The sequence below is a fragment of the Hymenobacter segetis genome (assembly GCF_054776495.1).
Map to the genome: position 1 here is coordinate 940087 of NZ_BAAHBV010000002.1, position 13400 is coordinate 953486.

Here is a 13400-nt window from a genome sequence, read left to right on the forward strand (position 1 = left end):
AAGAACAAAAATTCAGGCCGTCATGCTTCGACTTCGCTCAGCATGACGGCCTTCTTATTCCTTATTCTCCATTCCCTCATCCTATCCCCATCCTCAACCTACTCCCGCACAAACGTGCGGCGCACGCGCCCGATGGCCGTTTCCAGCTCCAGCTGGTAGAGGCCGCCGGGCAGGCCGGCCAGCTCCACGGTGGCCTGCCCGCCGGGCATGGAGCCCTGCCGCAATAGCTGGCCGAGGGAGTTGCGCACGCGGTAGGCCGTGGCAGCCGCCCCCGCGATGAAAAGCTGCTCCCGGGCCGGATTGGGATAGAGCGACACCGGCGCGACCACCGGCCCTACCGCCGTCACCGGCGAGAAGGTAGCCGCGCCGCTCACATCCACCTGCCGCAGGCGGTAGTAGAGCGCCGCCGACGGGGCCAGGGCATCGAAAAACGCGTAGCTGGTGGGCTGGGAAGAATTGCCGCTTCCCGGCACGGTGGCGATGGTGGCAAAGGCCCCGCCATCGGGGCTGCGCTGCACGTCGAAACGGGCATTTTGCAGCTCGGTGGCGGTGGCCCAGCGCAGGCGCACGCCGGCTGCTTGGCGCTGGGCGGCAAACGCGGTGAGCACCACGGGGAGCGCCACGCCGGGCATAAATACCTGCTGAAATGCAACCTGCTGCAAGGCCACGGCGGTGGGGCCGGTGATGTCGAGGGCCACGGCGGCCTGCTCGGCGGGGCCCAGGGTGCGCGGGTCGATGTCGGTGAGCTGGGCGAACAGGACGCAGGCGGCCAGGTACGAGCCCCACTTGCTGGCGTGGAGGTTATCGCCCCCCCACAGGTTGAGTTGGGTGGCGCTGGGGTTGTTGTAAGGGTCGCGCACGGCGAGGCCGGCCTGCATGGCCCGCAGCCAGGCATCGCCCACAGGGGCCACGGCGGCGATGCGGGCGTTGTGGGTGGCCAGGTAGCCGTAGGTTCGGCGCAGGTCGCGCATCATGGTATCGATGGGCAGGCCGGAGTAGGGCTGGCCGGTGGGGTAGGTCATGTCGGCCCGGGGCCAGGTCTGGAACAGGTAGACGCGGGCGGCGGGGCTGCTGGCGTGCACGGCCTGTTCGAGGCGGGTGGCATAGGTCAGAAAATCGGCAGGCTGGCCGGTGCGGGCCACGGGCAGGGGCTGGGTGCTGTTTTCCTGGAGCACCACCTGGTCCCAAGGGCCCTGCTGCACCACGGGCAGGGCGTTGGTGTAGTGGTAGGCCAGCGTGGCCGCGCTCACTACTTCGACGTGCACATCATAGGCCCGGCCGGTCTGGTCGGCCATTTTCTTGAAGATGCCCGGCACGCCGCCCCAGGGGCCGGGCATGGTGGGGTCGGTCTGGTAGCGGGGACTGCCGGGCGGCAGGCCGTAGTTTTCGTCGGTGATGCCGGCGGCGTTATAGTTCAGCACCGGCGTGTACTTGCCATTTGTGAAGCTGTTGCCGATGAATAGAATGCGTATTTGCGCGGCAGCCGGCCCCGCCAGCAGCCAAACCCAGCAGCAGCTCAATAGTCGGAAAAAATGTAAGTGGTGCACCATACCGGAAGCCTGAAAAGCAAGAGATAAACGGGTCGGAAAAAGCCCTCGCGGACCGGTCCGGGCCACGAGGGGAAAGCCTATTCAACCAGCCGCCCTGTCATTCCGACGCAGGAGGAATCTGAGGAAATTCGCCTAACGGTTTTCCTCAGACTCCTCCTGCGTCGGAATGACAGGGCGGCTCACTCAGCCCCTACTGGCGCAGCAGCTTGAGCCGGGCGGCAGCGTGGTCGTTTTCGAGCAGCAGATAATAGAGCCCGGCCGCGTTGATTTCATGCGAGAAATCGAGGCGCTGCACCGGGGCATCGGCCGGGAGGGTGCCGGTGGCCACGGTGGCCCCCAGCGCCGTGAGCAGGCGGTAGCGCACCGCGCCCTGCAAGGCATCGGGCAGGCGCAGGGAGTAGCGGCCGTCGGCGGAGGGGTTGGGGTAGGCGGCGGCCTGACTCAGGCTTGCCTTGGTGGACGAGGCCGCTGTCGCGGCCGCCACGCGGGCCGCCTGGTTGGTCACCGTGAAGCTGATGCTGAGCGGAGTCCCGGCCGTGCCGCCATTGTCGGCGGCGGAGTAGGGCGTGGCGGTGAGGGTGTAGCTGCCCAGGGCAATGGCCGGGCTCCAGGGGTTGAAGTCGCCGTTGGAATCGGCAAACAGGGCGTAGGGAGCCAGGTTTTCATTGTGATTGACGGACTGCGTCCCGCTCAGCACGAAGAGCACGCTGCCCACCGTGGCCGGGCTGGTGATGGCCCGGATGGTGAGGTTGGGCGTGGGCAGGGTGGCCAGGTTCAGCACCGCACCCGTGGCCAGAGGTTGCAGGTCGAGGTCGGTGTCGGCATTCACCAGCACCAGACTTGTCACCTGCTGGCCGCTGGCCGTGAAGGTGGCGGTGATGGATTTGTTGGCCGTCATCGTGACGGTGAGCGGGTTGGTGGTGCCCGTGGCCGCGCCGCTCCAGCCCGAGAAGGTATAGCCAGCGGCGGGCGTGGCCGTCAGCGTCACGCTCGTGCCGCTGAGGTAGCTGGTCTGGTTCGGGCTTTTTGTCACCGTGCCGCTGCCCGTCACGGCCGTGGTGAGGGTGTAGGAGGTCGTCGTTGCCACGAAGGTGGCCGTGATGCTTTTGTTCGCATTCATCGTCACCGTGAGCGGGTTGGTGGTGCCGGTGGCGGCCCCGCTCCAGCCATTGAACTTGTAGCCTGACGCCGGGGTGGCCTGGAGGCTGACCGTGGTGCCACTGGCGTAGCTGGTCTGGTTGGGCGTTTTGGTTACGCTGCCGCTGCCGCTGGTGCTCACCGTGAGCGTGTAGGTAGTGGTGGCGGTGAAGGTGGCGGTGATGGATTTGTTGGCCGTCATCGTGACGGTGAGCGGGTTGGTGGTGCCGCTGGCATCGCCGCTCCAGCCCGTGAAGGCGTAGCCGGCAGCCGGCGCGGCCGTCAGGGTCACGGTGCTGCCGCTGGCGTAGGTGGCGGTGTTCGGGTTTTTGGTCACCGTGCCGCTGCCCACCACGGCCGTGGTGAGGGTGTAGGTGGTGGCGGCCTGGTCAATCACGCTGAAGGCCAGCGTGAGCGGCGTGCCGGCCGTGCCACCACCCCCGGCCCCCGTGAAGGGCGTGGCCGTGAGCGAGTAGCTGCCCACCACCGGCGTCCAGGGGTTGTAGGCCCCGCCATTGTCCGAAAACAGCGCGTAGGGCGCTACCGACTCGGTCTGGCTCCGGGTTTGGGCTCCGCTCAGGGCAAAGACCACGCTGCCCACGGTGCTGGGGTTAGTGTTGGCCCGGATGTTCAGGTTGCGGGTGGGCAGGGTGGCCAGGTTCAGCGTCATGCCGGCCGTCAGGGTCTGGATGTCGGCGTTGCTGTCGGCACTTACCAGCGTGTAGCTCGTGACCTGCTGCGTGGAAGTAGAAGTGAAGGTGGCCGTGATGTTCTTATTGGCATTCATGGTCACCGTGAGCGGGTTGGTGGTGCCCGTGGCCCCGCCGCTCCAACCCGTGAAGGCGAAGCCCGCCGCCGGCGTGGCCGTGAGCGTCACGGTGCTGCCGTTGGCGTAGGTGGCCTGGTCCGGGCTTTTGGCAATGGTGCCGCTGCCAAACACGGCCGTGGTGAGCGTGAACGGCCCCGGCGTGCCGGTATCCGTCACCGAAAAGCTGATGGACAGCGCCGCGCCCGGCGTGCCCGTGCCGCCGCTGCCCGAGTAGGGCGTGGCCAGCAGCGAATAGTTGCCCACGGGCGGCGTCCAGGGGTTGTAATCGCCGCCATTGTCCGAAAACAGCGCGTAGGGCGCTACCGATTCGGTCTGGCTGCGGGATTGGGCTCCGCTCAGGGCAAAGACCACGCTGCCGGTGGTGCTGGCATTGGCATTAGCCCGGATGTTGAGGTTGCGGGTGGGCAGGGTGGCCAGGTTCAGAATAGCCCCGTTGGTGAGGGCCTGAATGTCCACGTCGGCATCGGCATCCACGAGCGTGAAGCTGGTGGCGTTGCAGTCGGGGTCGAGGCGCACTTCCCGGGTGGTGGCCAGGCCGCCGGCATCGGTCACGGTGAGCACGATGCGATAGTAGTAGGTTTCGGCCCCGCAGCCGTAGGGCACGATGGTAGTGCTGGTTTGGCGGGTGGTGTCCACGGGGTCGGGGTGCTCGTGGCTGGCGTGGTGCAATATGGTCTGCCACTGGTAGCTGAGCAGGTGGCCGCTCTGCTCGGCATCGGTCACGGTGGCCCGCAGCTGGTAGGTGGTGTTGCTGGTGAGCGGGTACAGCGTGCCGGCGGCCGGGCTGGTGATGGTGACCTGCGGCGGCGTGTTATTCACCGAAATCAGCAGCGTGGTCTGGTTGCTCAGGCCCTGGGCATTGGTCACGGTGAGCTTCACGGTGTATTGCGTGACGGCCGAGGTGGGCGGCGAAAACGTGTGGCTGGGGTTGGCCGCCGAGCTGGTGGCGGTGCCATCGCCAAAATCCCAGCGGTAAGTCAGCGCGCTGCCGTTGGGGTCGGTCGAGTTGCTGCCCGTGAACTGCACCGCGAGCGGGCCGGGGCCGTAGGTTTTGTTGGCAGTAGCCACCGCCACCGGCGGGCTGGCCGTGGTCACGTAGCTGATTTTGCGGATTTCCGAAGGGTAAAAATTGACGTAGAACAAGCCCGTTTCGCCGGGGCTGGTGGCGAAGGCCACCGGCACGGCCCCACTGGGCACGAAGTCGCCCACCGCGCTGGGCTGGTTGCTGCTGTTCACGGTCAGGTTTTTAATCCAGCCGCCCACGTAATCGCCAAAAAAATAGGTATTCCGGTACTGCAGCGGGAAATCGGTGTAAGGATAAAACACCCCGCCCGTAGACGCGCTGCCCCCAAACTGCGAGCCCGTCACCGGCGAGCCGGCCGCGCCAAGATTGGCCGTAGTAGCCGTGCTGCCGCTGAACGTGCCCGTGCGCGACGGCCCCGTGCCGTGCCCCCAATCAATGAGCGGCCGGACGTGCACGAAGGTGGGAATGCTGCTCGGCACGGTCTGGCCCGTATTGCAGGAGTTGGGGAACGTGGCCGTGCCCGTGGGCGTGGCCTGCTTGATAAGGTCCTGGAAATAGAAAAACTGCTTGGTGCAGCCGCCCACGTTGTAGAGCGGGTTGGGCGCGTCGCGGTTGTACACGTTCGAGGTGGTGAAGGCGTCGTAGGGCGTGAGGCCTTCGAACAAGGGCCAGCCAAAATTCTGGCGCGGGCCGGTCACCACGTCCACTTCCTCCCAGCTGGCCGCGCCCACGTCGCCCAGGTAAATGGTGCCGGGGCTGCCCACCGAGGGGTCGGTGCTGCCGGTGCCAGGCTTCAGCGTCATCCGAAACGGGTTGCGGAAGCCCAGCGCCCACACTTTGGAGCGGGGCGCACCGGGGTTGGCCGCGTCGTAATACGGGTTGCTGGCGATGCCATTGCCGTTGCTGGGGTCGATGCGCAGGATTTTGCCGTTGTAGCAATCCACGAGTTGCGAGCGCAGCGAACCCACGTCCTCCTTCGCTTTGATGATGCCATCGGCCAGGGCCTGGGGCGCGTAGGTGGCCGTCCAGGCCCCGAAATCGGGGTACGGGTGGGCGCCGTCGCCGGTGGCTACCAGCAGCGTGCCATCGGTGCCGAACTGCAGGGCCGCCGTGACGTGGCCGTTGAAGGTGGACGGGATGCCGTTGGTTTTGCTCGACCCAATCAGGATTTTGCGGCTGGCGGGGTTCACCGTGTAGCTCGTGCCGCTGGGCGTGGCCGTGTAGCGCGTGAGCCGCCCAATGGTGGCGCTATAGTAGTCGTTGGTGGTAGAGCTGTAGCTGGCCGTGCCGAAGTTCATGAGGTAGTGCCGGTCCACCACGTAGAGCAGGTACATGTAGCCGTTGGTGTCGAAGTTGGGGTCGAGCGCGAAGCCCAGCAGGCCCTGGTCTTCCCAAGCCCCCACCTCTTCGGTGATGTCGAGCAGCTGCTGGCGCTGGCCGTTCACCACCACCCACACTTTGCCGGGCCGCTCCCAGACAAACATTTTGCTGCCGCTGCTATTGAAAGTCAGCCCCACCGCCTCGTTCCAGCCCGAGGATACGGTGGTGGACGTGAAGCCCGCGGGAGGCGTCTGGGCCTGCACCCGGCCGCAACAGCAAGCCAGCAAAAACGCCAGCAGGAAACAGGTTAGCGAAGATTTCATGGGCTTGGGAGAATAGGTTTGCAGAAAAGAGATGGGACGAAAAAGAACGGTCGGGTCGGCCAGGGCCGGGGAGGTTACTGCCGCAGGAGCTTGAGCTGGGCAGCGTGGCGGCCATCCTCCAGCAGCAGGTAGCTCAGGCTGGTGCCCGAGAGCGGCTGGGTGAAATCCAGCTCGGCCGCGCGGGTTCCGGCCGGCAGCGTGCCGCGGGCCAGCGTCTGGCCCAGGGCCGAAATCAGCCGGTAGCGCACCTCGCCGGTGAAGTCGGCGGGCAGCAGCAGGTGGAAGCGCCCGTTGGGCGAGGGGTTCGGGTAAGCTTCGGCCGGAGCCAGGGCCAGGCCGGAGCTGAGGGAAGCGGCGGCCACCCGTGCGGCGGCATCGGTCACGCTGAAGGTGATGGTGAGCGGGGTGCCGGCCGTGCCGCCGCCCCCGCCGCTGGTGTAGGGCCGGGCCGTGAGCGTGTAGCTGCCCACCGCGGGAGTCCAGGGGTTATAAGTCCCCGCCCCGTTATCGCCAAACAGCGCATACGGGGCCACCGACTCGGTCTGGTTCCAGGTTTGCGTGCCGCTCAGGGCAAACACGACGCTGCCCACGGTGGCCGGGCTGGTGGTGGCCCGCACGTTGAGGCTGCGCGAGGGCAGCGTGGTTAAATTCAGCGTAGAACCGGCCGTAAGGGCCTGGATGTCGGTGCCGGTGCTGGCGTTCACCAGCACGAAGCCGCTGAGCTGCTGCCCGCCGCTGGTGGCCGTGAAGGTGGCCGTAATGGTCTTGTTGGCCGTCATCGTGATGGTTAGCGGATTGGTGCTGCCCGAGGCATCGCCGCTCCAGCCCGTGAAGGCGAAGCCGGCCCCTGGTGCGGCCGTGAGCGTCACGGTGCTGCCGCTGGCGTAGCTGGCCGCGTTCGGGTTCTTCGTCACCGAACCCGTGCCCACGGTGTTCACCGTCAGGGTGTAATTCGTCGTGGTCGTGGCGGTGAAGGTGGCGGTGATGTTCTTATTCCCATTCATCGTTACCGACAAGGGATTAGCGGTACCCGTGGCATCGCCGCTCCAGCCGCTGAAGGTGAAACCGGCAGCCGGCGCAGCCGTGAGCGTCACGGTGCTGCCACTGGCGTAGGTGGCGGTGTTCGGGTTTTTCGTCACGGTGCCGCTGCCCACCACGGCCGTGGTGAGCGTGTAGGTGGTAGGGGTGCCGCCGGTTTGCTGCCAGAGCTCGACGCCCGAGAAATTGGGCCAGCCGCCGGTGCTGGTGAACGCCACGCTGCCCGTGGCCGCCAGCGTCACGTTGTAGGGCCCGAGCCGCGCCCAGGTGCCGGCCGGGCCGGTACTGTAGTTGGCGCGCACGCTCTGCCCGTTCAGCGACAGATTAATGACCTCGGGGTTGTTATCCTCCCACACGTAGAGGTAGGCCTGATAAGTGCCAGCTGGCACGGCCGAGAGCGTCACGCTCAGATTGGGCCCGAAGACGGCCGCCCGAATCATGCCCGCCCGCGTGGCGTCGGTGGCCGGAATCAGTGGCACGGCTTGATTCTCAAAAGCCGAGCCGTTGGTAGAATAGTTGGCCGCCGTGGAGCCGCCCCAGGCGTTGCCGTCCAGCGTGAGGGCCGGCCCGCCCAAGTTGATGGCCCGGTAGAAGGTGTAGCTGCCACCCGAGGTAGCCGTGAAGGTGGCGGTGATGTTCTTATTCCCGTTCATCGTCACCGACAAGGGATTGGTGGTGCCGCTGGCATCGCCGCTCCAGCCCGTGAAGGCGAAGCCGGCGGCCGGCGCGGCCGTGAGCGTCACGGCGCTGCCACTGGCGTAGGTGGCGGTGTTCGGGTTTTTCGTCACGGTGCCGCTGCCCACGGTGGCCGTGGTGAGCGTGTAGGTAGTGGGAGCCCCGGAATCCGTCACCGTGAAGTTGATGGTGAGGGGCGCGCGGGCCGTGCCGCTGCCATTGGCCCCGCTGTAGCCCGTGGCCGTGAGCTGGTAGTTGCCCACCGGCGGCGTCCAGGAGTTATAGTCGCCGTTCACGTCCAGAAACAGCGCAAATGGGGCTGCGTTATCGGTCACGGCCTGGGTTTGCGGGCCGGTGAGGGAGAACACGACGCTCCCGGTGGTGGCCGGGTCGGCATTGGCCCGGATGTTCAGGCGGCGGGTGGGCAGGGCGGCCAGGTCCAGAATGGCACCGTTGGTCAGGGGCTGAATATCGGCGTCAGTGGCGGCGTCGGCATCCACCAGCGTGAAGCTGGGCGTGGTGCAATCAGGGTCGAGGCGCACTTGCTGGGTGGTGGCGAGGCCCCCGGCATCGGTCACGGTCAGCGAGATGGTGTAGTAGTAGGCTTCGGCCCCGCAGCCGTAGGGGCCGATGATGGTACTGGTTTGCCGGGTGGTGTCCACCGGGTCGGGGTGCTGGTGCGTGAGGTGGTGCAGCACCGTTTGCCACTTGTAAGCAAGCAGGTGGCCGCTCTGCTCGGCATCCGTCACGGTGGCCCGCAGCTGGTAGGTGGTGGTGCCCGTGAGCGGGTACAGCGTGCCGGCGGCCGGGCTGGTGATGGTGACCTGCGGCGGCGTGTTATTCACCGAAATCATCAGCGAAGCCTGATTGGTCAGGCCCTGTGGGTTGGTCACCGTCAGCGTCACGGTGTAGTTGGTGACGGCCGAGGTAGGCGGCGAAAACGTGTGGCTGGGATTGGCCGCCGAGCTGGTGGCGGTGCCGTCGCCAAAATTCCACCGGTAAGTCAGCGCGCTGCCGTTGGGGTCGGTCGAGTTGCTACCCGTGAACTGCACCGCGAGCGGGCCGGGGCCGTAGGTTTTGTTGGAAGTAGCCACCGCCACCGGCGGACTGCTGCTGGTGACGTAGCTGATTTTGCGGATTTCCGAAGGGTAGAAGTTGACGTAAAACAGCCCCGTTTCGCCCGGGCTGGTGCCGAAAAACACCGGCACGGCCCCGCTGTCCACGAAATTGCGCACGGCACTGGGCTGGTTGCTGCTGTTCACGGTCATGTTCCGAATCCAGCCGCCCACGTAATCCCCGAAGAAATACGAGTTGGCATACGGGGCCGGAAAGTCGCTGTAGGGATAAAAAACCCCGCCCGTCACCGAATTCCCCCCAAACTGCGGCCCGCTCACCGGCGAGCCCGCCGCCCCGATATTAATGGTAGTAGGCGTGCTGCCGCTGAAAGTGCCCGTGCGCGCCGGCCCGCTCAGGTTATGCGCCCAGTCGATGAGCGGCCGGGTGTGCACGAAGGTGGGAATGCTGGCCGGAATCGTTTGCGAGGTATTGCACGGGTTGGGGAACGTGGCCGTGCCCGTGGGCGTGGCCGGTTTGATGAGGTCCTGGAAGTAGAAAAACTGCTGGGTGCAGCCGCCCGTGTTGTAGAGCGGGTTGGGCGCGTCGCGGTTGTACACGTTCGAATTGGTGAATGCCGAATAGGGCGTCAGGCCCTCGAACAGCGGCCAGCCCAGGTTCACGCGGGGCCGGTCCACCACCGATACTTCTTCCCAGGTGGAGGCCCCCACCACGCCCACGTAGAGCGTGCCGGGGTTGGCAGCGGCGGGGTCGGGGCTGCCGGTACCGGGCCGCAGGCTCATGCGGAAGGGCGTGCGCAGGCCCAGGGCCCACACCCGGGAGCGGGGGGCGCTGGGATTGGCCGCGTCATAATAGGGGTTGCTGGGCACGCCGTTGCCGGTGGCAGGGTCCAGGCGCAGGATTTTACCACTTAGGCAGTCTACCAGCTGGGCGCGCAGGGCGCCCACGTTTTCCTTGGCGGAGATGATGCCATCGGCGAGCGCCTCCGCGTAGTAGGTTTCGTTGTAGCTGCCTAAATCCGGCGCCCAGTGGGCCCCGTCACCGGTTGATACGAGTAAGGTGCCATCGGTGCCAAACACCAGCGAGCCGGTGCAGTGGCCGTCGTGGGTCGAGGGAATGCCCGTGGTTTTGGTGGCCCCGAGCAGGATTTTGCGGCTGGCGGGGTTCACGGTGTAGCCCGTGCCGGCCGGCGTGGCCGTGTAGCGCGTGATGCGCCCAATGGTAGCGCTGAAATAGTCGTTGGCAGCGGGGTCATAGTTGGCCGTGCCGAAGTTCAGCAGGTAGTGCCGGTCCACCACGTACATCAGGTACATGTAGCCGTTGGTGTTGAAGTTGGGGTCGAGCGCGAAGCCCAGCAGGCCGTGGTCGCCCCAGGCCCCTACTTCTTCGGTGATGTCAATTAATTGCTGGCGCTGGCCGTTCACCACCACCCAAACTTTGCCCGGTCTTTCCCAGACAAACATCTTGCTGCCCGTGCTATTGAAGGCAAATCCGACAGCTTCATTCCAGCCCGAGGAAACGACGGTGGACGTGAAGCCCGTGGGCGGCGTCTGGCCCCGCAGCGGCTGGCCGCCCACCAGTAGCAAGGCGCAAAAAATAACAGTCAAAACACTTTTCATGGCGAAACTGGTGCGAATGCATCGGATATAAGCGTGAGGTGGATGAAGAAATTGAATGGATATCGATAGCCGCCGCAATGCCCGGCCGCAGCCGGGCGGCGGGCCTAGTCCTCGTCGGTGAGGAAGCGGTAAATCTTGGTCAGCGGGTCGCCCAGAAAAGCGCCCACGCTGGTATCGCGCAGCGAAAACCGCACGTCATCGGGCCGGCGCACGCGGCGGCCGTAGCGGTACTTGAAGTAGTTGGCAAACGGGATGTAGCGCCCCTCGCGGAAGGGCGCGGGCACCACCGCCCGCCCGGCCGCCACCTGGCAGGCCAGCACCGGGAAGTTCACGCCCGCCGCCAGCGCCGAGCCCACCACCGTGAGCCAGAAGCGGGTGTTGATTTCGATGACTTTGATTTCCTGAGTGCGGGCGTCGTAGCGCAGGTCGAGGTGGGCCACGCCGTTCCAGCGCAGGGCCTTCATCAGGCGGTCTACCACGGCCAGCACGGCGTCGTGGTGCACAAATTCGATGGCTTCGGTGGGGGCGTATTCGTCGCCCGTAGCCACCAGGCCCTTCTGAATGGAATGGGCAATGAGCTGCCCATTCTGGTACAGCACGTTGCAGTCAATATCGTAGCCCTCGATGCAGTTCTGGATGATGTAGCGGCTGCTATCGGGCAGCATGGCCACGGCGGCCAGCAGCGCCTCGGGCGAGGCGTAGCGCACAATGCCCCGGCCGCCGGCACCCTCAATGGGCTTCAGCAGCACCGGAAATTCGAACTTCGCCAGCTTGGCCGCCAGGTTGTGCCGGATGTCCACGATGGTGTCGGGCGCGGGAATACGGTGCTCCTGCATAAACGCGCCCAGCAGGCCCTTGTCGGTGGCAATTTCGTAGTACGCCGCCGCCGGCAGCGGCAGCAGGTGCAGGGCCGTGGCCAGCGCCGTGCGGTGCGCAATCACGAAGCGCATGCCGGCCACGTCCACGGGCAGCAGCACTTCGGCCCCGGTGGCGCGGGCCGCGTTCTGGATGAAGGCCACGAACACCTCCGCCGGGCTATCGGGCGAGAGCAGATGGAAGGAATGCACGTAGCTCGAAAACCGGTACGGGCTCAGCCTGTCGCGCGACAGCAAATGCACGCGCACCCGGGCCTGCCGGCTCAGGCAAAACAGCACGGCTCCCGTGAGGCGGTACTCGCCCTCCAGCACCAGCACCGTGAGCGGGGCCGTGGCGGGGCGTGGGGCGGGCGGGGCCGGCGTGGCGGCCGGGGCCGTGCCGGGAATATTTTGCCGCGTGGGTAGCGGGTCGGAGTGCTTCAGAAACTCAACCAGGGTGGGATTCATGGCGACGAGGCTTCGGGGTAATTAGAAGGAAAGGGACAGTTTTGGTTGAGTCAGAGGTTGGCCAGGGCGAAATCGGCGGGCACGAGGGGCTCGGCGGTGGCCGCCAGCACGGGCGGGTTGAAATGAACTTCCTGCTCGCGGCGCAGCTGGTCGATGAGGCGGCCGGGGGGCAGCGCCACATCGCCGTAGGTCAGCACCTGGTCTTTGGGAATGTCGCGCAGCAGGCGGCAGCCCTCGGCCACGCCAATGGGCAGTAGGTTTTCGGCGCGGGCAGTGGTGTAATTCTCGGCCAGCCCATAGGTCATATAGTGGCCGATGCCGTCGAGCGTGTCGCCGGCCCGCAGGTCAATTTTGGCGGCCGTAATCACCTCCACCTTGGGGGCGCCGGCCGGCGCCAGGCAGGCATCGCCAAAGAGCACCGCCCGCGCCACCGAATTCGGCGTTTCGAAATGGCACAAGTGGTAAGGCGTGTAGAAGCAGTACAACGGCCCCGGCCCCAGCTTGTACAGCTTGAGGTAGTGCTGCTGAATGGGGTCGTCGTGCGTGCCCAGGATGAACACGCCGGGGCCGGGCTCGGCCCCCACCACGTAGTCCACAATGCCGGGGCCGCCATCCAGCAGGCGCTCCGTGGGGTACCACTCGGCGGCCTTGCTGATGGGCGTGCCCGGGGCCACGGTAGGGCCGTACATGCCACGCCGGGCCACTTCCATGCCCAGCGCATTGGCGATGACGGCCTGCTCGAAGCTGATTTTGCTGCCGTCGGCGAAGCTGGTTACCATGCTCGGGTTCTGGCCCCACTGCTTCGCAAAGCCCTCCTGCGTGGTGGGGTTGCGGTAAGGGTCGTGCAGGCCTTTGATGTTGCCGCACAGCACCGGCTTCACGCCCAGGCCCAGCACGAAGCGCGCTAGGTTGAGGGTCACGCCGGGCTGGTCGCCGTCGCTCACGGTGTACACCACGCCGGCGCGGTCAGCATACACTTTCAGGATGGCCCCGGCCGTGCCGTCCAGCTCGGCGTTCAGCAGCACCACGTGCTTGCCGTGCCGGATGGCCTCCAGCACCACATGCGCGCCGTGCTCCACCGCCCCGGTTACCTCGATGATGGCATCGATGCCCTCGGCGCGGCTCAGCAGCAGCGCATCGTCGGTGATGGCGCGCTCGCCCCGCTGGATGCAAGCCTCCAGCGCGTGTACCGAGCTTACCTCACTGGTCACCAGCTCGCCGGCTTCGTGGTAGGCCCGCCGGGCCTGGCTGATGGTGCGGTTGGCGATGGCCACCAGCTCCATGCCGGGCACGTAGCGGCAGATTTGCAGGGCCACGCCCCGGCCCATAAAACCCGCGCCCACCATGCCCACCCGAATGGGCTGGCCGGATTGCTGGCGCTTCTTTAAGGCATTGTCAACAAGTATCATAATGCAGAAAGAAAGATGAGAAAAGCAGAGAAGTAGCGCGGACTCGCAGAGTCCGCGCCGGGTTGGCCCAAGCATCGTTC

General features: G+C 66.1%; 5 protein-coding genes. All 5 read right to left on the minus strand.

The window, feature by feature from the left end:
- Positions 1-98: 98 nt before the first annotated feature.
- Positions 99-1550: a T9SS type A sorting domain-containing protein gene (locus ACYU70_RS14490; RefSeq protein ID WP_342298151.1), complete on the minus strand. Its 1452-nt coding sequence runs from the start codon at positions 1548-1550 to the stop codon at positions 99-101.
- 190 nt (positions 1551-1740) lie between these two features.
- Positions 1741-6183 carry an InlB B-repeat-containing protein gene (locus ACYU70_RS14495; RefSeq protein ID WP_342298152.1) on the minus strand — a complete coding sequence of 1481 codons (4443 nt, stop codon included), beginning with the start codon at positions 6181-6183 and terminating at the stop codon, positions 1741-1743.
- Between the two features lie 74 nt (positions 6184-6257).
- Positions 6258-10577, minus strand: coding sequence for an InlB B-repeat-containing protein (locus tag ACYU70_RS14500; protein ID WP_460616033.1), 4320 nt, complete (start codon positions 10575-10577; stop codon positions 6258-6260).
- A gap of 116 nt (positions 10578-10693) precedes the next feature.
- Complete coding sequence (locus ACYU70_RS14505) at positions 10694-11911, minus strand: ATP-grasp domain-containing protein (protein ID WP_342298155.1); 1218 nt, start codon at positions 11909-11911, stop codon at positions 10694-10696.
- Positions 11912-11961: 50 nt separating this feature from the next.
- Positions 11962-13320, minus strand: coding sequence for an NAD(P)H-dependent oxidoreductase (locus tag ACYU70_RS14510; RefSeq protein WP_342298156.1), 1359 nt, complete (start codon positions 13318-13320; stop codon positions 11962-11964).
- Positions 13321-13400: the final 80 nt, after the last annotated feature.